At 33.9% G+C, this 23,815-nt stretch carries 24 protein-coding genes; 9 read left to right on the forward strand and 15 right to left on the reverse strand.

All coding sequences use genetic code 11. The features are described from left to right. The 11 genes from KAOT1_RS04575 to KAOT1_RS04625 form a co-directional block, all read right to left on the reverse strand. A partial coding sequence (locus KAOT1_RS04575) for a CatB-related O-acetyltransferase (protein ID WP_007093545.1) occupies positions 1-527 on the reverse strand: 527 nt, incomplete at its 3' end. After that, positions 524-1,390, reverse strand: coding sequence for an SDR family oxidoreductase (locus tag KAOT1_RS04580; RefSeq protein ID WP_007093546.1), 867 nt, complete (start codon positions 1,388-1,390; stop codon positions 524-526). The genes KAOT1_RS04580 and KAOT1_RS04575, both read right to left, overlap by 4 nt. A gap of 33 nt (positions 1,391-1,423) precedes the next feature. After that, positions 1,424-2,503 carry a serine hydrolase domain-containing protein gene (locus KAOT1_RS04585; RefSeq protein ID WP_007093547.1) on the reverse strand — a complete coding sequence of 360 codons (1,080 nt, stop codon included), beginning with the start codon at positions 2,501-2,503 and terminating at the stop codon, positions 1,424-1,426. 112 nt (positions 2,504-2,615) lie between these two features. After that, complete coding sequence (locus tag KAOT1_RS04590) at positions 2,616-4,409, reverse strand: helix-turn-helix domain-containing protein (RefSeq protein ID WP_040559328.1); 1,794 nt, start codon at positions 4,407-4,409, stop codon at positions 2,616-2,618. 439 nt (positions 4,410-4,848) lie between these two features. Then, positions 4,849-5,655 (reverse strand): hypothetical protein, encoded by an 807-nt coding sequence (locus tag KAOT1_RS04595; protein ID WP_007093549.1) that lies wholly within the window; start codon positions 5,653-5,655, stop codon positions 4,849-4,851. Between the two features lie 332 nt (positions 5,656-5,987). Continuing rightward, positions 5,988-6,446, reverse strand: coding sequence for an SsrA-binding protein SmpB (gene smpB / locus KAOT1_RS04600; protein WP_007093550.1), 459 nt, complete (start codon positions 6,444-6,446; stop codon positions 5,988-5,990). Between the two features lie 119 nt (positions 6,447-6,565). Next, positions 6,566-7,093 (reverse strand): SixA phosphatase family protein, encoded by a 528-nt coding sequence (locus KAOT1_RS04605; protein ID WP_007093551.1) that lies wholly within the window; start codon positions 7,091-7,093, stop codon positions 6,566-6,568. A gap of 19 nt (positions 7,094-7,112) precedes the next feature. Then, positions 7,113-7,811, reverse strand: coding sequence for a purine-nucleoside phosphorylase (gene deoD, locus KAOT1_RS04610; protein WP_007093552.1), 699 nt, complete (start codon positions 7,809-7,811; stop codon positions 7,113-7,115). A gap of 3 nt (positions 7,812-7,814) precedes the next feature. Then, positions 7,815-8,480, reverse strand: a complete 666-nt coding sequence (gene deoC, locus KAOT1_RS04615; RefSeq protein WP_007093553.1) for a deoxyribose-phosphate aldolase — start codon at positions 8,478-8,480, stop codon at positions 7,815-7,817. Between the two features lie 58 nt (positions 8,481-8,538). Beyond that, the gene (locus tag KAOT1_RS04620; RefSeq protein WP_007093554.1) at positions 8,539-9,027 is read right to left on the reverse strand and encodes an acyl-CoA thioesterase; all 489 of its coding nucleotides are present in this window, start codon (positions 9,025-9,027) and stop codon (positions 8,539-8,541) included. A 56-nt stretch (positions 9,028-9,083) separates the two neighbouring features. Next, positions 9,084-9,680, reverse strand: a complete 597-nt coding sequence (locus KAOT1_RS04625) for a TetR/AcrR family transcriptional regulator (protein ID WP_007093555.1) — start codon at positions 9,678-9,680, stop codon at positions 9,084-9,086. A 139-nt stretch (positions 9,681-9,819) separates the two neighbouring features. On the opposite strand from KAOT1_RS04625, the gene KAOT1_RS04630 reads away from it, so the two are divergent. Then, positions 9,820-9,999 carry a hypothetical protein gene (locus KAOT1_RS04630; RefSeq protein WP_007093556.1) on the forward strand — a complete coding sequence of 60 codons (180 nt, stop codon included), beginning with the start codon at positions 9,820-9,822 and terminating at the stop codon, positions 9,997-9,999. 486 nt (positions 10,000-10,485) lie between these two features. Here the strand turns inward: KAOT1_RS04630 and clpB are convergent, their stop codons facing one another. After that, on the reverse strand, positions 10,486-13,089 hold the full coding sequence (clpB, locus tag KAOT1_RS04635; RefSeq protein WP_007093557.1) for an ATP-dependent chaperone ClpB: 2,604 nt from the start codon (positions 13,087-13,089) through the stop codon (positions 10,486-10,488). A gap of 169 nt (positions 13,090-13,258) precedes the next feature. Here clpB and ytxJ point away from each other — a divergent pair, with 169 nt between their 5' ends. The 6 genes from ytxJ to KAOT1_RS04660 all read left to right on the forward strand — a co-directional run bounded on the left by ytxJ (position 13,259) and on the right by KAOT1_RS04660 (position 16,827). Continuing rightward, the gene (ytxJ, locus tag KAOT1_RS04640) at positions 13,259-13,654 is read left to right on the forward strand and encodes a bacillithiol system redox-active protein YtxJ (protein WP_007093559.1); all 396 of its coding nucleotides are present in this window, start codon (positions 13,259-13,261) and stop codon (positions 13,652-13,654) included. A 120-nt stretch (positions 13,655-13,774) separates the two neighbouring features. Then, a complete protein-coding gene (locus KAOT1_RS04645; RefSeq protein ID WP_007093560.1) occupies positions 13,775-14,887 on the forward strand; it encodes a helix-turn-helix domain-containing protein in 1,113 nt (370 codons plus the stop codon). Between the two features lie 413 nt (positions 14,888-15,300). Beyond that, on the forward strand, positions 15,301-15,459 hold the full coding sequence (locus KAOT1_RS04650) for a class I lanthipeptide (RefSeq protein WP_157560040.1): 159 nt from the start codon (positions 15,301-15,303) through the stop codon (positions 15,457-15,459). A gap of 32 nt (positions 15,460-15,491) precedes the next feature. Next, positions 15,492-15,665: a class I lanthipeptide gene (locus KAOT1_RS22730; protein WP_007093563.1), complete on the forward strand. Its 174-nt coding sequence runs from the start codon at positions 15,492-15,494 to the stop codon at positions 15,663-15,665. Positions 15,666-15,719: 54 nt separating this feature from the next. Further along, positions 15,720-15,899 (forward strand): class I lanthipeptide, encoded by a 180-nt coding sequence (locus KAOT1_RS04655; RefSeq protein WP_007093564.1) that lies wholly within the window; start codon positions 15,720-15,722, stop codon positions 15,897-15,899. A 178-nt stretch (positions 15,900-16,077) separates the two neighbouring features. Beyond that, complete coding sequence (locus KAOT1_RS04660; protein WP_007093565.1) at positions 16,078-16,827, forward strand: sulfite exporter TauE/SafE family protein; 750 nt, start codon at positions 16,078-16,080, stop codon at positions 16,825-16,827. 57 nt (positions 16,828-16,884) lie between these two features. On the opposite strand, the gene fahA is transcribed toward KAOT1_RS04660, so the two are convergent. After that, positions 16,885-18,174 (reverse strand): fumarylacetoacetase, encoded by a 1,290-nt coding sequence (gene fahA, locus KAOT1_RS04665; RefSeq protein WP_007093566.1) that lies wholly within the window; start codon positions 18,172-18,174, stop codon positions 16,885-16,887. A gap of 122 nt (positions 18,175-18,296) precedes the next feature. On the opposite strand from fahA, the gene glyA reads away from it, so the two are divergent. Then, positions 18,297-19,571, forward strand: coding sequence for a serine hydroxymethyltransferase (glyA, locus tag KAOT1_RS04670; RefSeq protein WP_007093567.1), 1,275 nt, complete (start codon positions 18,297-18,299; stop codon positions 19,569-19,571). Between the two features lie 132 nt (positions 19,572-19,703). Beyond that, positions 19,704-21,416: an FG-GAP-like repeat-containing protein gene (locus KAOT1_RS04675; RefSeq protein WP_157560044.1), complete on the forward strand. Its 1,713-nt coding sequence runs from the start codon at positions 19,704-19,706 to the stop codon at positions 21,414-21,416. A 7-nt stretch (positions 21,417-21,423) separates the two neighbouring features. On the opposite strand, the gene KAOT1_RS04680 is transcribed toward KAOT1_RS04675, so the two are convergent. Both KAOT1_RS04680 and KAOT1_RS04685 read right to left on the reverse strand, forming a co-directional pair. Further along, positions 21,424-21,783: a hypothetical protein gene (locus tag KAOT1_RS04680; RefSeq protein ID WP_007093569.1), complete on the reverse strand. Its 360-nt coding sequence runs from the start codon at positions 21,781-21,783 to the stop codon at positions 21,424-21,426. Between the two features lie 244 nt (positions 21,784-22,027). Continuing rightward, positions 22,028-23,593 carry a hypothetical protein gene (locus tag KAOT1_RS04685; protein WP_007093570.1) on the reverse strand — a complete coding sequence of 522 codons (1,566 nt, stop codon included), beginning with the start codon at positions 23,591-23,593 and terminating at the stop codon, positions 22,028-22,030. Positions 23,594-23,815: the final 222 nt, after the last annotated feature.

Genomic DNA, 23,815 nt, shown 5'->3' on the forward strand with positions numbered 1-23,815 from the left:
TTTGAAATGATATCATCAGAAAAACGTTTTTTAATCAATTTTGCAGGATTGCCACCAACAATAGTGTAAGGCGAAACATCTTTTGTAACCACTGCTTTTGTGGCTATAATGGCACCATTACCAATGGTTACACCTGGCATAATGGTAGCATCGTGACCAATCCAAACATCATTACCAATTACAGTATCACCTTTAGTTGGATAACTTTTGCCATCCATAGCATGCTGCCACGCACCGCCAAATATGGCAAACGGATAAGCTGATGTAGCTTCGGTTAAGTGGTTGCCACCATTCATAATAAAAGTGGCATCAGAAGCTATCATGCAAAACTTTCCAATAATGAGTTTATCGCCAATAAAATCGAAATGGTATTTCACATTTTTTTCAAAATTTGAAACAGCTTCAAAATCGTCATAATAGGTGTAGTCGCCAATCTCAATGTTCGGATTATTGATGTAGTTTTTCAAAAAACATAGCTTATCGTAATTGGCTAACGGAAAAACGGTATTTGGATCTGGAATGTTCATATCTCTAGTGTATTAGCTTCTTCTCTAAAATAATCTTTTAAATGGTGCTTGCCATAGGTTGGTGCGATATTATCTTCAGCCATTAAAGTTAGGAAAAATTCAATAGGACCGTAGGTTTTAACGCTGGTGAAAGTTCTTAAAGACCAAATAGTGAATCGTCTTAAACAATCAGGTAAATGCGTAATTTTAATCGGCTTGTTTAATGAAGTTAATGCTAATTTACTAATATCATTTAGACTTAAAACATCAGGACCTCCAATGGTTATTGTTTTGTTGAAATCACTCAAATTCTCCACAATCGCATTGGCTAAATCTTCTCCATGAATTGGATTGAATTTTTGATTGCCTGATCCGAATAAATATACACGCCCCGATTTTGCCATTTGCAAAAAGTCTTTCATATCTGAGAAAAAGCCGTTGGGTCTTACAATGGTATAGTTTAATCCTGATGATTTTAAAGCATCAACAAACATTTCCTTGGCTTCAAAAATTTTCAGATTTCGGTATTTATCTCCATTAATGGCAGAGACGTAAACAAAATGATTCACACCGCTTTTTTGGGCTTCAACAAGCAAATTCATATTCGCTTGATAATCGACATCCATATAGGTTAAACCATCCTTTTGCCTCGTAATACCAACAGTTGAAATGACCGTATCTATCCCTTTGCAAATATCTCTTAAAGTTTCGGGTTTGGTGACTTCAGCTTGCTTAATTTCCAGATAGTTTTCATTAGGATTATCTATCTGATTTGGCTTACGGACAATTGCAACTACCTGGTTTTGTTTTTCGATCAAAACCTTTAATAAATGCCTGCCTAAATAGCCTGTAGCACCTGCTAATAATATATTGGTATGTTGCATTTTTTCTAATGATTAATGATTTAAGATTGAATCTTAGTTAAATTCGTTGGTTAGCAGTTGCTGAATAATGGTATTACGCTGTTCACCAGAATCATCTTGCTGATTGCTTAATAGTACAATGGTAGCATTGTGTTCTGGCACAAAACCAATCATACTCCAATAACCGTCAATATCACCACCATGCCAGTAAAGTGTGGTATTGCCTTCTTGTGAGGTAAACCAACCTAAACCAAAATCTACATAGCCACTTGGTACATCTTGCGCGAAAATAACGTCTTTTTCGGCAGTAGAAAACCAATCTGTTTTTATCGCATTTGTCCAAATTTCCATATCTTTTGGTGTACTACTAAAATCACCAGCACCAAAAGCTAAATTCATAGGATAAATACTGTGTGCGCTTCCATTGTTGTAACCTTCTGCATGCGTATTAGCGTTAATGTTATCTACTCCTCTGTAAGTATTTGTCATTTGTAAAGGATCAAAGATGTTCTGCTGAATGTACTCATGGTAAGACATATCAGTTAGTTCTTCAACCAACAAAGCAGCGATCAGGTAGTTGGAATTACTGTATTGTTTTCCTGCGCCAGGTGTAAAGTTGAGTCCGTTTTCTGAAATTAGTTCAATAATTACTTCGTAGATATCTTCTTCATCAAAAAAGTTGCCTTGTGCTGTAGCTTCTTCAACAACAACTTGATAATCTGGAATACCTGATTGGTGTGATAATAATTGTGCGATTGTTATTTGATTCCCGTAAGGAAACTCAGGATCAAATTCGTCTAACGTTTGATTGTAATTTGAAATATAACCATCACGTTTTAGTTGAATAATTGCAGCTGCGGTTAATGTTTTAGATACCGAACCAATACGGTAAGCCAATTCGTAATCTTGCGGGAGAGCTGTTTCTTCATTGGCTAAACCAAAACCTTGCCGCACCAAATCGTTTCCATTTTTTGTGATAATTGCGTAACCTTGAAAGTCAATTTCAGTTAATAAATTTTCAGCAGTTGTGTAGTCAATCGAAGGTGTATTGTTGTCATCATCTGTTGAACATGATGTAAAAAGCATTAGCATACCTATTGCTAATGCGACTAAGAATTTGTGTAAAGTAGTCATAACTGTTCGTTTTTTTAATTGATTATTTGATACTGCAAAATTGGAGTATAAACAGTTATGAGTCGTGTTGAATTATAATTTAGAACGTTCGGAATTTATAACAAAAAGCGATTTACTTATTATGTAGCCGTACCCATTTGCTAGGAGTAATGCCTTCCGTTTTTTTGAAAAAAGTATTAAATACGCTCTTAGAATTAAAACCGCTGTCGTAAGCTAAACCAAGAATAGTAATGTGCTTAAACTCTGGTTTTAAAGCAATGGTTTTAAAATATTCTAAACGATAAGTATTGATAAAGTCGTTAAAGTTTTTCTTAAAGCTCGCATTAAGCAACCATGATAAATGATTGGGATGAATATCGATTTTGTCCGCTAAAGTTCGTAAGGATAGTGTGGTATCAAGGAAACATTCTTCGTTTTTCATTAAGTTTAAAATAGCGGTTTTATAATGTGCTATTTGAGCTTTGGAAAGTAATTGTTTTTCAGTAGTTTCGGTTGTGGGTTTACTTTCGTTTGATAAGGCAAAAATGATTTGAAGTTGTTTTTTGAAGCGCTCAAGCGAGTGTAAAGGTTCTAATAACGGATCTACTTTAACTAATGTCATTAAAGGTTCTTTGTGTAAGATGCCTGCATCTATTAAATCTAAAGCGGTATCGTACTGTTTTAAAATCGTATAAATATAAATCAAGAAAAAGCGTACACGCTCACGACTATCGGTATTGAGTAAAGGTTTTAGTAGTTCTAAATTTGTTTCAACCTTAGCAGAATCTTGCCTTACAGCATACGCCAAGGTGGTCATAATTAGCTGCTCTGTTTTAGAGCCATCCATTTCTGGAATGCTTTTAGCAACTTCAATAATTTTATCTGGTTGTATTAGATAAGCTAAAGCCAAGGCATAAATACCATAACCAACAATGAACTTGTTATTGATTTCAAAACATTTTTTAAAATGCTTTTTTACAGCGTTTTCATCTTTATTGATATAGGCATTGTAGCCCATAAAATAGTTGTTTAAATCGTTAAGCGGATCTAGTGTGTATGCTTTATTTATATGGATATTAGCTTCATCAAGATTTCCTTCTAAGATTAAAGTGATAAAGAGTTTTTGATGTGCATCGGAATAGCCAGGTTTTAGTTCTAAAGCTTTTTTAAGATGGCAAGCAGCAGATTTAAAATCCCATTTTTTATTGAGAGCGTCCCAACCTAAGGAATGATGAACTTCGGGTAAATCTACTTTTAAATTGTGAGCAGTTTCTAGATAATGTCCACCAATTTCAAAAGCTTTTTTTACAGGCATTAATCCAGCAGCAGCGAGTATATTGTAAGCGTAATGAATATGAACATGCGCCAACGCAAATGTTGGATACTGCTCAATGACGTTTTTTAATATTGAAATACCTTCTAAAGCATCATCTTTATTAAAACGTGAAATAAGCTTTTTCGCTTTTAAGTATTCGTGATAGGCTGCTGTAGAAATATTATGATGCGTTACCAGCGAATCGTCAACATTAAAATGCCCAAAGTTTTCTCTTATTTTGTCTGCAATTAAAAGACTAATTTCATCTTGTAGTTTGAAAATATCATCAAGCTCGCGATCAAAATTTTTTGACCAATAATGCGTACCATCTGTTGTATCTATTAATTGTGCAGAAATACGAACGCGATTTTCAGCTTTTCTCACACTACCTTCTAGTATGGTAGAAACATTTAATTCTTTTCCAACTTTTCTAACATCCACATGTTTTCCTTTAAAGACAAAAGAAGATGTTCTTGCAATAACTTTTAATGCCTTAATATTGGATAAAGCATTAATAATTTCTTCAGTTATTCCATCACTAAAATACTCGTTGTCAATATCATTACTCATATTGACAAATGGTAGAACAGCTATGGACTTTTGATCATTCAAATTTTACAAAATTTTAGTAGCATAATAATTTTTGTTTCTTGCACATTCATACTCTCACATTATTGGCCACGTGTTTGTGTATGTTTAGTTGCTTGTTTAAGTGTCTAATTTAGTAAACACAAACTTGAATTCGCGAGAACTTTTGTAAACTGGCAAAAACCAGCAATTAATTTATGCGATGTGGCTGTTGCACAAGTCTAAGATATTGAATAATTATGTTTCTTAGGTTATGCAAGGCAAGAAAATATATCAAGAAAAATTATTCAATTATTTTCAATATAAAAGTATTATTTGGTAACTATATCTTGATTGTAAATGGTACTAATTTTAAGTGTGGATAGGGAAAATTAAAATAAATATTTCCTTAAAAAGGCTAAAATCAGCCAGTTTATAAATTTTTTTTGGATTGTTTATTGGTTAACCTTTTTAGACAAAGTATTTATTTTTTAAAGTCCGATAAAAAAAAATCAAAATTTTTAATTATTTCCTCTAGTTTTTGTTTTGTTTCGACACTTTCTTTTAATTCTGGTTTTAAGCTATTTTTTATTGTTTCATAATCAAGTTCAAAATATTGTTTAAATCCGATTGTAATTATTTGAGACATTAATAATTGACAATGTGATTTTAGTTTCTCAATATCAGATTTAAAAGTTTCTTTAGCAACTACAATTCTTTTGTTTGTATCAGGATTTAAAAAATCTGGATGAATTTCTTCACGATGAAATCCGTCATTGTGTTTTACAGCATTAGATATGTAATTTATTCTTTTGGTTATATCAAAACAGTTGTGAGATTTGAAAATATTTATTTTAAATTCTTTTTTGCAGTATTCTTCGATACTCAACAAGTTGTTTTCTTGATTAAGTTCTTTTAATAGAAAGTTTGTAGCATTGACCAACGATTTTAGATATGATTCATATTTATGAAAAAGTCCAACATATCCAAGTCGAATAGTTTCGTAAAGATTCTCTTTTAATTCATCTTTTGAAATATTCAATAAATGTCTGTATTTAGACTTTGAAACTTGATTCCAACTATCTACAATTGACTTATTTGCTGAAGGAATATAATAGTTCAGAAAAAGCACTTGAAAATTTTCCATTTCAGATGACGACTTAATAATCAAGTCAAAAAGCCTTTTTCCTTCTTCTGATTCTTGTAGTTTATCAAAGTCTTTTACTTTTGCAAAATTCTCAGACAATCTTTCAACGAGTAAGTCAATAGGATTGTATTTAGTTTTTTTCATATTTTGTCTCACATATACTTTACAGGAACTCATTTCTCAACAACTTCCTATTATTTCCCATAAATGTAAAACAAAACCCACACATACACAATGTGGTTTTCCGTAAATAAAGTAAAATAGCACATGAGTTTCTAAAAAGTATAGATTCCTGCCTTTATTTCGGCAAGCTCCGCATGAACGCAAGAATGACAACTATACATTATTTGGAAGCTATTAGATATTTGCTAAAAACAAACATTCTATAAAAACCGAAAAAACTGTATGTCTTGAAAATTAAGGAACCTGAAAAAATCATGTCGAAAGCACATGAAATATGATGAAATTCTAGAAATCTAACGGAAACTTTTTTTGATGCGATCTAAGTTACGCTTATTGTCGCGATCTTTGATGGTTTCACGTTTGTCGTGAATCTTTTTACCTTTTACCAACGCAATAGATAATTTCGCCAAACCTCTGTCATTTAAAAATAAACGCAATGGCACAATCGTTAATCCTGAGTTTTTTACTTGTTTGTTGAGACTTCGTAATTCTTTTTTATTTAAGAGTAACTTGCGTGTGCTTCTAGGTTTGTGGTTGTAATGTGTTCCAAAAGCATATTCTTCAATATACATATTCACGACAAAAAGTTCGCCACGTTCGTTAAACTCACAGAAACTTTCTGCAATGGAAGCTTTGCTCAATCGGATGGATTTAATTTCCGTTCCGGTGAGTACAATTCCCGCTGTATACTTGTCTAAGATTTCGTATTGAAAGCGTGCTTTTTTGTTTTGTATGTTGATGTTTTTTTGCATAAATGGACGCAAATATAGCTATTTCACTAGAATTTGTATGAAACTTTGCGTGTTATGTAAAAAATATTTTTCACAAACACTCCGTATAGCTACTTTCTATTCTCTAGAAAATTTGAAGTTTAATTAATCGTCAACAATTGCACAGTTCGCACATCGCCAGTAATGGTAACAATGTACAAATTTCCGTTATTATCGTCCTCAATGTCTTCAAACATTTCTTTTCTAAGCAATCTATTTGCAAATGTTGGTGTTGTATTGCTATGACCAACAACTAAAACCGTTTTTCCTTTGGTTCGTTTTAAAAAATCTGACATTTTAATTTTAAACGGATGATACGAAGTAATTTCTAGTTTATTTGCTGTTGCAGTTGGTTGTGCAGTTTGTATAGTTCTGTTGTATTCAGTGGAATATACCGCATCAAATTTTACATTTTTAAAAACTTCTGCCCAATACGCCGCTCTGTTATTTCCTTGTTTGGTTAATTCAGGATCTTTATTGCTTTTGTCAGAACGATCTTTTTCTGCATGTCGAATCAAGTAATACGTAGATGTGGTTGCTTTGTCTTTTTTCTTTTCTTTTTTTGATGCTTGAGCGAAGCAATTTACAACTAAGAATAAACTCAGTATGAGTAAGATGTTTTTTTTCATTCGTGTTCGTATTTTTATGTTAGCTGATGGCTAGTGCTATTTCAATCATTTCTTTGAACGTTTTGGCACGTTCTTCGGAAGTTGTCGTTTCATGTGTAACTAAACTATCCGAAATCGTCAATAAAGATAATGCTTTTACTTGAAATCGTGCTGCAAGTGTATACAAAGCCGCTGTTTCCATTTCAACACAAAGTACGCCATATTTTGCCCATTTTTTATAATAATCGGGATCTTCTTGATAAAAAACATCGCTCGTTAAGATATTTCCTGCTTTTACAGGAATATTTTTTTCGTTTGCCACATTGATTGCTGCTAAGAATAATTCCGCATGAGCGGTAGGCGCAAAATTTTCTCCATGAAACGGTAAATTATTAAAACTACTGTTGGAAGAAGCTGCCATAGCAATCACAATGTCTCTAATTTTTACATTTTTTTGATACGAACCAGCACTTCCTACACGAATGAGTTTTTGTACTTCATATTCATTAATTAATTCATGTGCATAAATCCCGATAGAAGGTGCGCCCATTCCTGTTCCTTGTACCGAAATTGGTTTCCCATTGAAGGTTCCTGTGTAGCCATACATGCCGCGTACATCATTGTATAACGTAGGATTTTCAAAATATGTTTCTGCAATCCACTTGGCACGCATTGGATCGCCAGGAAGCAACACTGTTGGAGCAATTTCACCTTTTTTTGCGTTAATGTGTATACTCATAATTTAATAGTTGTTTTGTGAAATGGTTCCGTTGATAATTGCAATTCCGTTAGAAGTTCCCAAGCGCGAAACGCCAGCATCAATATATTTTTTTGCTGTTTCATAATTGCGAATACCGCCAGAAGCTTTAAGTTTTGCGTTGCCTTTTACCGCTTTTCTCATGATGGCAATGTCTTTAAAAGTAGCGCCGCCTGTACCAAAGCCTGTAGACGTTTTTACAAAATCAGCGCCAGCTTCAACCGCAATTTCAGTTGCTTTTATTTTTTCTTCATCGGTAAGATAACAGGTTTCAATGATGACTTTTAAAATCATATTTCCTGCGGCAAATTTTAGTTTTTTAATTTCTTTAAAGACCAAATCTTCTTTTCTAGATTTGAGCCAACCGATGTTGATAACCATGTCAAATTCTTCTGCACCATCTAGTTTTGCTTGCTCTAATTCTGCTATTTTTGCTTCTGTACTCATCGCGCCAAGCGGAAAACCAATCACGCTACACACACTTACAGAAGTATTTGGAAATAGAAAGTCTTTCGCCAATTTGACATACGAACTATTCACACAGACAGCATAAAAATCGTGTTCTATTGCTTCATCACACAATTTTTTAATGTCCAATTCCGAAGCCGTTGGTTTTAGCAAAGTATGATCTATATATCGATTGATGTTCATTGTAATTTTAATTTGGCGTAAATATACTTAAAAACCGATATCGCAAAACTGATAAATATCAAGAAACTGTTGCCAAACGCAAACTTTTTATACGTTCTGCAAAATTTGTTTCTTTAACTGGAAGCACAACATTCTCAAACAATGTGATAAACTTTTCATTGTGTTCGTGTGCTTTTCCTTTTATAACGTTGAAGTGTACAAACGAACTCCACATGACAGCTTTCAGTTCTGTTTTTTGTTGATTGTACATGCGAATTTCTACCAATAACTGCTTTTTACCATATTGTAACAATTGTGATTGAATGGTAACGGTTTCCATGACAAATGCTGGTCGTATGTATGCAATTTGATGTGAACCAACCACCCAAGTTGTTCCTGTGTTTTTGGCATTTTCAAAGATATTAAGATCGTAGTGTTCAATGAGTTGATCTTCACGAGCGTTGATGAGGTAATCGAGATATTTGCTATTGTTTAAGTGATTTAGCGGATCGCAATCTTGAAATCGTATTTTGGCGTTGCTTTCTAGAATTTTTGGTAATTGTGTCATTGTTAATTGTTTTTTTAAATATACCAATCGGTATATTTTTGATTAAAAAAATAGTTTTATGCGCTTAATTCGTTGTGTATCATGTTATCAATTTGGTTCATCGTATCTTGAATATAGAAATCATCATCCATGGTATATGCCATAAAAATTGCACCTTGAATCATGGTGTCGATACGTTTTGCGGAATGCATTGCATTAACTTCCGTAGAAATTTCTCCAATTTCAATACCATCTTCAATAATAGTTGCCAATTGATCTTGAATTCTTTGAATAATGGTGCGAACTTTTTCTAGTAATAATGAATTTTGATTGTTCGCATCTACACCAATATTTAAAATTGGACAACCGCCCATTTTGTTGGTATACATGTAATAATTCCGATAAAAATCTGAGATTAACAATAGCTTTCCAATTGGCGAATCGCTTTTATCCATGTGTTTTACAAGGTCTTTCATCAAGCTTTTTACCATGAATTTAAACGAAGCAATGGCAAGTTCTTCTTTATTTTTAAAGTTTCCGTAAATCGCGCCTTTGGTCAAACCAGTTGCTTTTGTTATGTCAGAAATACTCGTTGCGGCATATCCATTTTTGTTAAAAATAGGCGCAACGGTTTCTACAATAAAAGCAGTAGTTTTTTCAGCTTTACGTTTCATACTTCAAATATAGTAAAAAAATATACCAATCGGTATAAAATAAATAATTTATAGTAAAAACGTAGCGGAAGTATTGTTTCTGAGTATTTGTAAGTGTTTGATTATTAGTAAATTTATAATGAATTAAAAAAGAATTGTCATGAAAAAATCCAACGTAAGTGTAAAATTAACATTGCAAAAGAAGATCATTGCTTCTTTGGACACGATTCGACTGAAAGGAGGAATTAAACATTCTGACGATCCGACAGTAGATAATTCTTTGGGCAAACAAAGCACATGTCCTATTGAAACGTGTACATGTGAACCTGTAAGAGTTTGAATAATAGATGATTAAAAAATATAAAAGTAAAGTTGCAACTTTGGTAAACAATATTGCTAAGACCATAAGTTGCAATAACTCCCTTTACAGTTTTTAGTAGTCAAATTATAAATTTTGAGTTAGTTAAAGGAAGATAGAAGTGTGTGTTCGCATAGGCTTCTATCTTTTTGTTTTTTAGATTGAAAGATTGAAGAATTAAAAGATTGAATGATTTAAGAATGTTGTTTGACTTTGTATTTTTATCATGAATTTTCAAAAATTACATTCCGCAACTTCATTTTACCATACGTCAACTTCGTTGCTGCCATTGGAGCAGGAAAGGTAAATTCGCAAAACTTTAACTTTTCTCCCTAAAATAAAGCCTTTCGAGAAGCGTTTATATATTGAATCTTGTAGTTCAGGAGACATCATAATATTTCCTGACATTGTTAGTAAAAGCAAAGCGCAATCAAATTGATTGCGCTTTGTGTTTTTATGATTCTTTTTTTAAACGTTTTCTATTAAATCTGTTTGATTACGGAAAACCAATTTTTCATCAAATTCATCTAGCAGAATGATACTGTCTACCGTGACTTTTCCGCTGAGGATTTCCTTAGAAAGTTCATTCAATACTTTACGCTGAATGACACGCTTTACAGGTCGCGCTCCAAATTGCGGATCGAATCCTTGTTTTGCTAAATATTGAATTGCTTCTTCGGTTGCATCTAAAGTAATTTGCTGTTTTGCCAACATTTTCATTACATTTTTCAACTGTAAACGCACAATTTCTTTGATGTTTTCCTGCGAAAGCGGTGTAAACATGACCATGTCATCAATACGATTTAAGAATTCTGGACGAATCGTTTGTTTCAATAATCCTAAAACTTCTACTTTGGCAGCTTCCGTAGCGCTGTACATGTCTTTCATTGCCTTGAATTTTTCTTCAATAATGTGACTTCCCATGTTAGATGTCATAATAATGATCGTGTTCTTAAAATCGGCAATTCTTCCTTTATTATCTGTCAAACGACCTTCGTCTAATACTTGCAACAGAATATTGAATGTATCCGGATGCGCTTTTTCAATTTCATCTAATAACACTACAGAATACGGTTTGCGTCGTACAGCTTCTGTTAATTGTCCGCCTTCATCATAACCAACATATCCTGGAGGCGCACCAACCAATCTACTTACCGAATGTGATTCTTGGTATTCGCTCATGTCAATTCGCGTCATCGCGTTTTCATCATCAAACAAATAGGAGGCAAGTGCTTTTGCTAATTCGGTCTTTCCAACACCTGTCATTCCCAAGAAAAGAAATGAACCAATTGGTCTGTTGGCATCTTGCAATCCTGCACGGCTTCTACGAACGGCGTCTGAAACAGCAACAATGGCTTCTTCTTGTCCAACGACGCGTTTGTGCAATTCTTGTTCGAGTTGTAATAATTTTTCACGCTCACTTTGCAGCATTTTTGTCACAGGAATTCCTGTCCATTTTGCTACAACTTCTGCAATATCTTCGTTGGTAACTTCTTCTTTGATTAGCGCGTTTTCTTCATGCGTTTCTAAATCTTTTTGCAACGAATCTAGTTTTGCTTGTGCTTCTTTGATCTTTCCGTAACGCAATTCGGCTACTTTTCCATAGTTTCCTTCACGTTCGGCTCTTTCCGCTTCTGCGCGATAGTTCTCAATAGCCTCTTTCGTTGCCTGAACCGTATCAACGACATCTTTTTCCGATTGCCATTTTGCGAAAATCTCGTTGCGTTCGTCCTTGATATTTGCCAATTCTAGATTTAGTGCTTTTAGCTTTGCTTCGTCATTTTCACGTTTTATCGCTTCAATTTCAATCTCCAATTGCATAATTCGTCTGTCCAAAACATCTAATTCTTCAGGTTTTGAGTTAATTTCCATACGAAGTTTGGAAGCTGCTTCATCAATCAAATCAATGGCTTTATCTGGCAAGAAACGATTGGTAATGTAACGTTGCGATAATTCTACCGCAGCAATAATAGCTTCATCTTTGATACGTACTTTGTGATGTGTTTCATATTTTTCTTTAATTCCTCTTAAAATAGAAATTGCACTTTCAGTATCTGGTTCATCTACCATAATCTTCTGAAAACGACGTTCTAAAGCTTTGTCTTTTTCAAAATATTTTTGATATTCATCTAGTGTTGTTGCTCCAATTGCTCTCAATTCGCCACGTGCCAATGCAGGTTTTAAGATGTTTGCTGCATCCATCGCACCTTGTCCGCCACCAGCACCAACTAAGGTGTGAATTTCATCAATAAAGAGTACAATATCACCATCTGCAGAAGTAACTTCTTTGATGACGGCTTTTAAACGTTCTTCAAATTCACCTTTAAATTTTGCACCAGCAATCAATGCGCCCATATCGAGTGAATAGATTTGCTTGTCTTTCAGATTTTCTGGAACATCACCTTGAATAATTCTATGTGCCAATCCTTCTGCAATAGCAGTTTTACCAACTCCAGGTTCTCCGACTAAAATTGGGTTGTTTTTGGTTCTACGAGAAAGAATTTGCAATACTCTACGGATTTCTTCATCTCTACCAATGACTGGATCGAGTTTTCCATCGTTTGCCAATTGGTTCAGGTTGTTTGCGTATTTAGTTAGTGAATTATAGGTTTCTTCCGCAGTAGCGGAAGTTACACGTTCGCCTTTACTCAATTCTTGAATCGCAGCTTTTAAACCTTTTTCGGTAACTCCTTGATCTTTTAAGATTTGTGAAATTTTACTGTTTGATTTGAAAATTGCTAAGACTAAATGTGAAGTTGATACAAATTCGTCATTCATTTCTTTAGCAACAATACTCGCGTCTGTCAGCGTTTTTCCAGTCTTTGGAGATAGCATGATGTTTCCGCCACTTACTTTTGGAAAACTGTTGAGTGTACTTTCTAAAATTTGTTCTAGCAAAGTTACATTTACGTTGAGTTTCTTTAGTAGAAATGGCAATACATTGTCATCAACATCTATGATAGCTTTAAAAAGATGTTCATTTTCAATTTGTTGATGTCCATATGTTTGTGTCAGTTGTTGCGCTTGTTGCACAACTTCTTGTGATTTTATAGTATAATTATTAAAATTCATAGCGTTTCGTTATGTGTTTTTTTGATAATTTTGCAATTGTTATTCCAATCGCGAATACAAGACAAAATGGCGGTTGAACGTTGAATTTACAAGACATTTTGACATTTTTACTTTTTTTGAAAGTATTCGAAAGTACTTTCGACTCACTTTATAAATTTAGTACATACTTATGGGAATATTCAATAAAATATTTGGAAGTTCTAATCCTTCTGAAACTCCAGAGCCTTCAAAATTACAATGGACTCCATTAACTAACGTTGCACAATTAGATACTATTGTGGATGAGTCTAAAACAAAGCCTGTAGCCATTTTTAAGCATAGTACGCGTTGCGGAATTAGTAGTATGGTGATTAAGCAATTTGAACGAAATTATCCTTTGGAGGAAAACCAAATGAAAGTTTATTATTTGGATTTGTTGAGTTATCGTTCCATTTCAGAGGAAATTGCAGCTAAATTCCAAGTATGGCATGAAAGTCCGCAATTAATTATCGTAAAAAATGGAATAACGGTAGCGCATGCGTCGCATAGCCAAATTAATGCGATTCCGTTAGAACAATTTGTATAAACAATCATTTTTTCTTCATCGGAATAAGAATTAAGAATTTTTTAAGAAGGATTTTACTTTCTTGTTTGTATCTTGAAACAACATCATTCAATCAAAATTCGTTCTTAAAAACCACTGCCGATGGAAACTACCATAAACATATGGATAATGCTATTCTTTGCATTTGCCATACAAGCCTTTGTACTCGGAATTTTATTTTTTCTAAAGCGTAAAGGTGATCGCGTTGCCAATAGTATTTTTGGCATTTTTTTACTACTATTTTCTTATAATCAATTATTTAACTGTGCATATTGGTCTGGTTATGAAGGTTCTTACGTAGAACATATGTCATTTACTAACTTTATCCCTTGGGTTTCTTATGGACCGCTTTTATACATATATATAAAACGTGTGTTGCGAAAAACTCCTTTTACTTGGCGCGATTTGCGACATGCCATTCCTTTGGTTTGGATTTTTTGGGTTTTTGGACGCTTTTACTTTTTACCACATGCCGTAAAGTTAACATTAGCGCAAAATCAAACATACTCAACATATGTAAATTGGTGGCCAATTCCGAGACAATACATGATATATACTGTCACTTTTTTGATGTTAATTTATGTGTTTAAAATTTATCATTTATACAAAAGAGAAAAAGATAATGTAACGCAACCACAGCGTTTTTGGGTAAAATCGTTATGGATGTGTTTTACAGGATATGCCTTGGTATTCTTCACTTATTTTATGCTGATTTATTTTCGATTGATGACTATTTCCAATGATTATTTAATTGGATATGCAATGGTTTTCTTTATTGGAATAGTTTCGTATTTCAGTTTTATGCAGCCAAGTATCTTTTCTGGAGCTGTACAAATTCCGTTTACAAAATATAAAAACAACGGATTATCATCTTCAATTGCCGTAGAAATGAAAGATAAATTGGTGTCTTTGATGGAATCTGATAAGTTGTATTTAGATAATTCACTTACGTTAGATGCGTTATCGGAACATTTAAACCTGTCACGACATCATACTTCGCAATTAATCAATGAGCATTTTGAAGTAAACTACTTCGAATTTGTAAATAATTATCGGATTGACGAAGCCATGAAGTTATTGCAGGATAAAAAGAACCAATTGAACATTAATCAAATTATATATTCATCAGGATTTAACAATAGAACTTCTTTTTACAACGCATTCAAGAAAAAGACTGGCATTTCGCCAAAATCTTATAGAAATAAAATTGCGTAAACTGCTTCATTCCACAAAAATCAATTTGTAAATCTTTATCGGTTGGGATGTTTTTGTACACTTTTCTCTTTTCCTTTATGATTGAAATAAAAGGCCATTTATTCAGAAAAGGGGAAGCCGAAAAACTAATAGAGTAGGCATATTTTTTACAAACATTACATCATGAAAAAACAAGAATTCAAATTAGGGTTGAATAAGTTTGTCGTTTCTAACCTTAATACAGAGAAGTTAAAAGGTGGAACAGGAACGTTTCAACCAGAATCTCAAGACAGATAACATTGTGAAACAGAAAATTGTTCACACGGTTGTGTTACAGTTGATTATACAAATTGTAATCACTGTACTACTTGCTAGAGATAATTATAGTGGAAGCTGAAAAACGTACGAGTAGGCAAAATTTAAACATGAAAAGTATGAAAAAACAATCGAAAAAAATAGGATTACAAAAAACAACAATTACACAGTTAAATAAAGTAGCACAAGAGCAGCTAAAAGGCGGAGCAACCATTACGTTTTTAGGATGTTTGTCACGCGGAAACTGTACTGCTGGAACAGGCGTTTTGTGTTATTAATCCGAATCAGAAACTTTTAAAAAGCAAAAATTATGAAAAAACAACATATAAAAAAGTCGCTAAAATTAAGAAAATCAAGTATTGCAAGCTTGGAAGATAAAGAAATCACAATTGTAAAAGGAGGAGGACGAAGCGTGCCTGCAAACTTATGTCCTTCTTTTATTCCAATTCTTTGTTTGTACACTATACGTTCATGTCCAGTTTAAAAAAATGCATGACGATGTTTTTAGGATAGATTTAATTATTAAAACCAAAACATTATGAAAAAGCAAATTAAAAAATCATCATTAAGTATTAAAAAGGCGACGATAGCTGAACTTAATAATAAGCAAGTAGATGCCGTAAAAGGAGGTTCTACAATTTCCACCTCAGTATTGGCAGCTTTATGTAATACCATCAATCCGTTGGATTGTAGTATGAGTGCATTTTGTGCGTACTAATTTTAATTAATTTAACTACAGTTGAACTAATCCTGCTATATGGCGAGATTAGTTTTTTTATGTAAATTTCGTTACTTCAAAATTGAAAAAATTTCTTTTATGGTATAAAATGCTTCTGGAGAAGATTCTTTTTTTTAAAACTAAACTTTTCGAGTACATTGCAACAAATTTTATTTGCATGTGTGATCCACTTATTTACGTACTTTTAGGTCTAGCCGTTGGTTATATTGGTGGTTTTGCAGGAATCGGTGGCGGTCCGTTTTTGGTATCTTTTCTAGTTTTATACTGTGGAATGTCACAATTGGTCGCACAAGGAAACATTCTTACCATGATGCTTGGTCCTATGAGTTTACTAGGTGTAATGTCATTGTACGAATATGTAAAAAAACAATGGATTCATATAGTCGTCGGTGTAATTTGTTATTGCATCTTCTCGTATTTCGGAGCAGTTTTCGCCTTTTATATTGGAGAAACAGATTTAAAATATTACTTCGCTATTTTGTTGGTTATCATTGCGTTATTACAATTTCGATCGTATATGAAGAAAAATGCCAAAGCTGCGGACAAAGCATATATTTCAGTATATTGGATTGGAATTTTGGCAGCTTGCACAGGAATTTTGGGTGGAATGTTCGGAATTGGCGCAGGTGTGTTAATGGTGCCAATTTTAATTGGAGGATTTAAACTCAAAAAGGAATATGCACGTGCATTGAGTTTAGCAATTTTGATTCCGCCTGTGAGTTACGGTGCTTTTATCAAATATAATTTGGAAAATCCTATTGATTGGCAATTGGTAGGAATTCTATTTGGAACGTATTTTATTGCTAATTTCTTCGGCGCAAAAATGGGTAGTAAAATTTCAGGAAAAGTATTTACACTTGTATATGGCGTGATTTTACTATCAATAGCAATTATTTATCTGGTTTAAGAAAACAAAAAAGCACCAACGATTGTTGATGCTTTCATTATAATTTGTAGTGCAAATTTATTTCTTCTTCGGCTGAAAAACAGGTAATAATTTTGAAGAAACTTCTCCAAAACCAATACGTACATGCTCATTTTTACAATGTCCGCGCATGGTTACAGTATCGCCATCATTGATAAAAGTACGTTCAGAACCATCATTTAATTTCACAGGATTTTTTCCTGCCCAAGACAATTCTAGCATAGAACCGTATGAATCAGGTGTTTTTCCTGACAACGTTCCGCTTCCCATCATATCTCCAGAATTTACAGGGCAACCATTGATCGTATGATGTGTTAATTGTTGCGCCATGTTCCAATACATATATTTAAAATTAGAACGCGAAACAATCGTTTCTTCTCCGTTTTCAGGTGTAATTCCTACTTCCAAATTGATGTCGTAGCTTTTCTTTCCTGTATATTGTAAATACTCTAATTGTGGTTTTAATGGTTTTGGCGTTTCTACTCTAAACGGTTCTAAAGCGTCCATAGTAACAATCCAAGGTGAAATTGACGAAGCAAAACTCTTTCCTAAAAATGGTCCTAATGGCACATATTCCCACTTTTGAATGTCACGCGCGCTCCAATCATTAAATAAAACCACGCCAAAAATATAATCTTCGGCTTCTTCAATCGGAATTGGTTCTCCTAAATGATTGGCATCTGTAGTGATGAACGCCATTTCTAATTCAAAATCGACACGTTTTGAAGGACCAAATACAGGCGTATCTGCTCCAGCAGGCAATGTTTGCCCTTGCGGACGATGAATTGGAATTCCCGACGGAATGATCGAAGAACTTCTTCCATGGTAACCAACAGGTACATGAAGCCAATTGGGCATCAAGGCATTTTCTTCACCACGAAACATTTTTCCAACATTTGTAGCGTGTTCTATACTTGAATAAAAATCTGTATAATCGCCAATTTGTACTGGCAATTGCATTTCTATTTCGTTTAGGGTAAAAATAACGCGCTCGCGGTGTTCTTTATGATCGCGCAAAGCGGCATTATCGGCATCAAAAATATCTCCTATACGGTTTCGCACCAAGCGCCATGTTTTCTTTCCATCAGAAATAAAATCATTTAAGCTGTCTTGCAAAAAAATATCATCTGTAAGCGGAATTCCATCAAAATATCCTAATTGATGTAACGCACCTAAATCTATAGCATAGTCGCCGATTCGGGTTCCAATGGTAATCACGTCGTCTCTGGTGAGAAAAACGCCAAAAGGTATGTTTTGAATTGGAAAATCGCTATCAGGAGCAACTTCTAGCCAAGTTTTGCGATTGGGATTATTGGTTGTATCTGGCATAGTTGTGTTGAATGTTTATTATTTTATAAAAATTGTTATTTCTATTCAAATATATGAGTTTTATATATGAGTTATGGAATCTAAATCATATTTTTGGTTTTTATTAACATAGAGTCAAAATAATGCAACGCGACGAACAAATTTTTGAATTAATTCAAGCCGAAAAAGAAAGGCAATTAGAAGGATTGGAATTGATCGCTTCTGAGAATTTTGTAAGTAATCAAGTTATGGAAGCCGTAGGTTCTGTACTGACAAATAAATACGCTGAAGGATATCCCGGAAAGCGTTATTACGGCGGCTGTGAAGTCGTTGATGAGGTAGAAACCATCGCCATTGAGCGCGCCAAAGCTTTGTTTGGAGCTGCTTGGGTAAATGTACAACCACACAGTGGAAGTCAGGCAAATACTGCTGTTTTTGCAGCATGTTTGAAACCTGGGGATAAAATTCTAGGATTCGATTTGTCTCATGGAGGACATTTAACACACGGTTCGCCTGTAAACTTTTCAGGGAAATTATATACGCCTTCATTTTACGGAGTAGAAGAAGATACAGGTGTTTTGAATTACGATAAAATTCAAGAAATAGCAACTAAAGAGCAACCAAAAATGATTATCGCGGGCGCATCTGCTTATTCTAGAGATATCGATTTTAAACGTTTTCGCGAGATTGCAGATAGTGTAAATGCTTTGTTATTGGCAGATATTTCGCATCCTGCAGGTTTGATTGCCAAAGGAATTTTAAACGATCCAATTCCGCATTGTCATATTGTAACAACAACAACACATAAAACCTTACGTGGACCGCGTGGTGGAATGATTATGATGGGAAAAGATTTTCCAAATCCGTTTGGAATCACGCTTAAAAATGGAAAATTGCGTAAAATGTCTTCACTTTTAGATGGCGCTGTCTTTCCTGGAAATCAAGGTGGACCACTTGAACATGTTATTGCAGGAAAAGCAATTGCTTTTGGAGAAGCGTTGACAGATGAATTTATGCATTACATTTTACAAGTGCAGAAAAACGCGCAGGCAATGGCTAATGCTTTTGTTGAAAAAGGATATAAAATTATTTCTGGCGGAACGGATAACCACATGATGTTGATTGATCTTCGCAATAAAAATATCACTGGAAAAGAAGCAGAAGCAGCTCTTGGAAAAGCAGATATTACGGTCAATAAAAATATGGTTCCTTTTGATGATAAAAGCCCGTTTGTAACTTCTGGTATACGTATCGGAACTGCAGCCATTACAACACGTGGTTTAAAAGAAGAAGATATGGGATTGATCGTTGAGTATATTGACGAAGCTATCACAAATTTTGAAGATGAAGCGAAGTTAGAAAACATTGCTTTCAAAGTAAATACAATGATGTCAGACAGACCTTTGTTCAAAGCTTAATAATGAAGTGATTTAAACTTTTTTGATTTGCTAAAAAATTTAAATCACTTCAATATCTATAATAAGCAATTGTGTAATTTTTTAACATAAAATTAAGATTTCATATATTTGTTACTTTCAAAAGTTGCGGATATGAAAAATTACACAATTGCTATTTTATCATTCCTTTCCTTTTTTCTGGGAAATGCACAAATTTCGTTTGAAGAAAAAGCGTTCGATTTAGGAATCAACATTACAGGAAATTTTAGCACACAACTTGGCGGCGTTAGTTTTTACGATTATGACAACGATGGTTGGGACGATTTGACTTTTGCGAGTAAAGAAAACTTTCCTGTTCGGTTTTTTAAAAACAATTCGGGCACTTTCGTGGAAGAAACTTTCAATATGACCATTTCTGGACATTCTAAGCAGGTTTTGTGGGTTGATTATGATAATGATGGCGACAATGATTTGTTTGTAGCACGATTGGACGCAGCGAATAAGTTATACAACAATGACGGAAACTTTAATTTTACAGATGTTTCCGCTATTGCGGGAATTCCTTCTACGATTCTATTTACGTATGGTGCTTCTTTTGGCGATTATGATAATGATGGCGATTTAGATTTGTTTTTGAGTAATAAAGATGATAATAAAGTCATTCCAAATCAATTGTATCGTAATAATGGCAACGGAACGTTTACCGATGTTTCGCTGATTGCAGGAATTAGCAATGTAGGACATTTATCGTTTTGTTCTTCCTTTTTTGACTATGATAATGATGGTTTTTTAGATATTTATATTTCTAATGACCGATTTGCCAATACCAATATTCTCTACAAAAATAACGGAAACGGAACGTTTACTGACGTGAGTGCTTCTTCTGGGGCAGGAGTTGCGGCAAACGCCATGTCTACTACGATTGACGATTATAATTATGATGGTTTTTTAGATATTTACGTAACAAATACTACGGAAGGAAATCATTTATTAAAGAATAATGGCGATGGAACTTTTACAGATATTGCCACATCTTCAGGAACTATTTTTAATAGTATAGGTTGGGGCGCAAATTTCTTTGATGCTGATAATGATACCGATATGGATTTGTATGTGTGTAGCATGATTAACGATCCGAATTCTGGCTTGTTGACTTCTGGTTTTTATGAGTGTGACACAGGAAATAATTATACAATTCCAACTACAGCTGGTTTTGCTAATGATACATTTACAAGTTTTTCAAATGCTATTGGCGATGTTAATAATGATGGTTATCAGGATTTTATCGTGGTAAATCAAGCACCAGAGAATCACGCTTTATGGAGAAATACTGGCGGAACTAACAATTGGTTAAAAGTTAAACTTAACGGAGTTAATAGTAATAAAGCTGGAATTGGTGCAAGAATCAAGGCAACGGTAAACGGACAAGCGATGTATCGTTATGTATTGTGTGGCGAAGCTTTTTTAGGACAAAATTCGGCAACAGAAATTTTTGGAATTGGAACAGAAACGACCATTGATATGTTGGAAATTTTCTGGCCAAGCGGCATTCAAGATACATATACCAACTTAACTGCCAATCAATTGTTGACAGTTACCGAAGGAAGTACATTGAGTATTAATGAAGAAATCACTTCAACCTTCAACGTGTATCCAAATCCTGCATCGGATTATGTGACGATTTCTACGACAGTTTCTGAACCGTACAATGTCACTATTTTTGATAGTTTAGGAAAAGAAGTGTTCACTCAAAAACAACAAAACAATCAAGCTCGCATTGATGTTTCAAACATTTCTGGCGGAATTTTCTTTTTAGAGATTCGCACAAAAACAGCTAAAACTGTTCAGAAATTAGTAATTAAATAGTCTATTTTTAGAATAAATACAAGATCGCTAGAATTAATAACGCCATTCCAACAATTACTTTAAAAGGCATTAATTTTTTAGAGATTTTTACTAATGAGCCACCAATGGCAGGAATTTGACTCAATACATGTGTAAGCAGTAATAATCCGCCAGCAATGGCAACTGCACTGTATATAATATGCTTGAAACCTAATAAATACCAAATTCCTAATCCTAGAGAGATTCCTCCAATAGTTGTTGTAAATGGGATTAATTTTTTAGCAATATTATTGAAGAAATCGCTTTTGCCATCAAGTTTATCCAAAGCGGTTATTCCAAGTAAAATTCCAGCCATAATATTAGCGATGTCAAATATAAGTCCAAGCATGATTGTCTAATTTTTAAGTTTATTTATTCTTTATTTTTGGTTTTCCTTCTAAGATACACATAAAAAAAGAATCTTAAAATAGCTGCGTTTTTTTACGATGGTTTTCGGTATGTGGTAATGTTTTTTAGATAAAGTGAGTGCGTCGGTATTAATGGTAAAATCATCATGATTTGTATGTTTTATGATGAAATATACCTGTTGTGCTTAGAAAAGCTAACTTGATTTTCCGTAGTTTTCTCTTTCGTTAATCGTCAAAAGTAGTGAAGTTGTAAGCGCCAACATCTGAAGGATTTGTTCTCGGATTTCCTAAAAGATCACTCTGAACCGCAGGAATATTTGAGGTATTTCCTTCTCCAATAGCCGCAGAATCTGCTCCAATGAAAAATTCGTTGTTGGCTGTGTCTTTGTAATCAATCGTGTTGGAATTTATGACCAATTCGATTTCATCAAAGATGGCCGAGTTGTTAAAGGCGTATAATTCGTCATTTAAGAATCGGTTGTTGAAGTCATCAAATTTTATCAAACAATTTCTAAAATTGTAGTTTAACAACACGCTTGAATCGTTTTCTACTTTTTGTAAAATAAGTTCAATACTATTGCTTCCATCAATGATACAGTTTGAAAAATCAGCTTGTTCTAAATCTGCCGTAAAAACAGTTCCATCACCAACTTCTAAAAAATTATCGATTAAAACCGTTGGTGCTACTCTAAAGCTGTTGGTCCAATAGTTGGCAAACGTACAATGTCTAAAAGTATATTCGCCACCTAAATTTAAGTATAAAGACGCTTGTCCTGCGCTACCAATCACGCTATTGTTCGCTTCAATATGTCCTGTACGTGCCAATAAACCAATGGTTGCGCTATTATATATTTTAGAATTGTTGAGTGTTAATGTCGGATTCGTAGTTCCATCACTGTTTTCCGTTAAGATTCCGACAGAAGCATTTTTTATTGTTGCGTAATTGATGTTGTTGTTTGTACTTCCATCGGTAAGCCAAATGGTTCCCCATTGCCCTGGAACGTTTGCAAAACCTGGTTCTAAACGATCGCCTTCAAAAATAACTTCGCCTTCTAAGTCTTCGGTAGTGCTTAAAACACCGTTCACTTGTAACGATCCCATATTTCCGATGATAAGTCCAGAATCTGCATGAAAATGCACACGTGCGCCAGCTTCAACAGTTAAAACATCGTTTTGACCAACCGCTGCGTATCCGTAAACAACATAAGGTTTTTCGTTGGTCCACGTAAGTTCAGAATCTTCCAAGAAGAAACCTTCAATGCGAGTTTCGTTACCTTCATCATCTACGCCGAGCAATAAGGTTTCAACCGTTCCATCATCAAATTGTTGCGGATAGAGAAAAACAGCATCTTGAACTAAGGTGACCAATTCAACTTTTTGTTGATTGTTTCCTGTGTCAAATTCGATTGCATCCGTGTATAAAAATTGATTTCCGCCAGCAAAGTCGTTGATATCCAACGTTGTTTCTACAAAAATAAACATGCTATCATTTGCCAACAGTTCTACATCTTGAAATACTTTTCCAGCAATTCCATCTACATTTAAACGGTAATTGGAACTTTCGCCTTCGCCCAATTGAATGGTAGGAATGCGAATATCGTCGTCACTTCGATTATATACTTTTAAGTTGTATGTACTAGAACCAATGTTGGTAAAAACAGTATCGAGATACACGGTATCTTTAGAGAATTGAAGTTGTCCTGAACTTGGCACAGTTACAAAATCTTTACGGCACGAACTCCAAAGTATGGTAATAGCAAGAATTAAAAAAGTATATAAATATTTTTTCATTGTAATGTTTTAATGATCTAAAATCGCGGTAACGACTCATTTGCTGTAAAAATATAACTTTTTGAAATTCTTATTATTGTTTCAGGGATTTAATTTTTTCAAGAATAGTTGGGTAACATCTTTATAAAAGTGATACTGTAGAATATATATCAGTATTTTATGATGAGGTTTAGGTTACTTATCAAGTCTTAGCTGTAGTATTTAAAAGTATAACGACAACCA

It is taken from the genome of Kordia algicida OT-1 (genome assembly GCF_000154725.1).
Classification (GTDB): Bacteria; Bacteroidota; Bacteroidia; order Flavobacteriales; family Flavobacteriaceae; genus Kordia; species Kordia algicida.

What these genes read in the sequence shown, in the direction of transcription:
- KAOT1_RS04655 (WP_007093564.1), top strand. Translation starts at nt 15,720, where the DNA reads ATGAAAAAGCAAATTAAAAAATCATCATTAAGTATTAAAAAGGCGACG.
- deoD (WP_007093552.1), bottom strand. Translation starts at nt 7,811, where the DNA reads ATGAGTATACACATTAACGCAAAAAAAGGTGAAATTGCTCCAACAGTG.
- KAOT1_RS04650 (WP_157560040.1), top strand. Translation starts at nt 15,301, where the DNA reads ATGAAAAAACAATCGAAAAAAATAGGATTACAAAAAACAACAATTACA.
- ytxJ (WP_007093559.1), top strand. Translation starts at nt 13,259, where the DNA reads ATGGGAATATTCAATAAAATATTTGGAAGTTCTAATCCTTCTGAAACT.
- KAOT1_RS22730 (WP_007093563.1), top strand. Translation starts at nt 15,492, where the DNA reads ATGAAAAAACAACATATAAAAAAGTCGCTAAAATTAAGAAAATCAAGT.
- KAOT1_RS04680 (WP_007093569.1), bottom strand. Translation starts at nt 21,783, where the DNA reads ATGCTTGGACTTATATTTGACATCGCTAATATTATGGCTGGAATTTTA.
- KAOT1_RS04625 (WP_007093555.1), bottom strand. Translation starts at nt 9,680, where the DNA reads ATGAAACGTAAAGCTGAAAAAACTACTGCTTTTATTGTAGAAACCGTT.
- KAOT1_RS04645 (WP_007093560.1), top strand. Translation starts at nt 13,775, where the DNA reads ATGGAAACTACCATAAACATATGGATAATGCTATTCTTTGCATTTGCC.
- smpB (WP_007093550.1), bottom strand. Translation starts at nt 6,446, where the DNA reads ATGCAAAAAAACATCAACATACAAAACAAAAAAGCACGCTTTCAATAC.
- KAOT1_RS04595 (WP_007093549.1), bottom strand. Translation starts at nt 5,655, where the DNA reads ATGAAAAAAACTAAATACAATCCTATTGACTTACTCGTTGAAAGATTG.
- KAOT1_RS04605 (WP_007093551.1), bottom strand. Translation starts at nt 7,093, where the DNA reads ATGAAAAAAAACATCTTACTCATACTGAGTTTATTCTTAGTTGTAAAT.
- KAOT1_RS04685 (WP_007093570.1), bottom strand. Translation starts at nt 23,593, where the DNA reads ATGAAAAAATATTTATATACTTTTTTAATTCTTGCTATTACCATACTT.
- KAOT1_RS04620 (WP_007093554.1), bottom strand. Translation starts at nt 9,027, where the DNA reads ATGACACAATTACCAAAAATTCTAGAAAGCAACGCCAAAATACGATTT.
- KAOT1_RS04630 (WP_007093556.1), top strand. Translation starts at nt 9,820, where the DNA reads ATGAAAAAATCCAACGTAAGTGTAAAATTAACATTGCAAAAGAAGATC.
- glyA (WP_007093567.1), top strand. Translation starts at nt 18,297, where the DNA reads ATGCAACGCGACGAACAAATTTTTGAATTAATTCAAGCCGAAAAAGAA.
- KAOT1_RS04660 (WP_007093565.1), top strand. Translation starts at nt 16,078, where the DNA reads ATGTGTGATCCACTTATTTACGTACTTTTAGGTCTAGCCGTTGGTTAT.
- KAOT1_RS04580 (WP_007093546.1), bottom strand. Translation starts at nt 1,390, where the DNA reads ATGCAACATACCAATATATTATTAGCAGGTGCTACAGGCTATTTAGGC.
- deoC (WP_007093553.1), bottom strand. Translation starts at nt 8,480, where the DNA reads ATGAACATCAATCGATATATAGATCATACTTTGCTAAAACCAACGGCT.
- fahA (WP_007093566.1), bottom strand. Translation starts at nt 18,174, where the DNA reads ATGCCAGATACAACCAATAATCCCAATCGCAAAACTTGGCTAGAAGTT.
- KAOT1_RS04585 (WP_007093547.1), bottom strand. Translation starts at nt 2,503, where the DNA reads ATGACTACTTTACACAAATTCTTAGTCGCATTAGCAATAGGTATGCTA.
- KAOT1_RS04675 (WP_157560044.1), top strand. Translation starts at nt 19,704, where the DNA reads ATGAAAAATTACACAATTGCTATTTTATCATTCCTTTCCTTTTTTCTG.
- clpB (WP_007093557.1), bottom strand. Translation starts at nt 13,089, where the DNA reads ATGAATTTTAATAATTATACTATAAAATCACAAGAAGTTGTGCAACAA.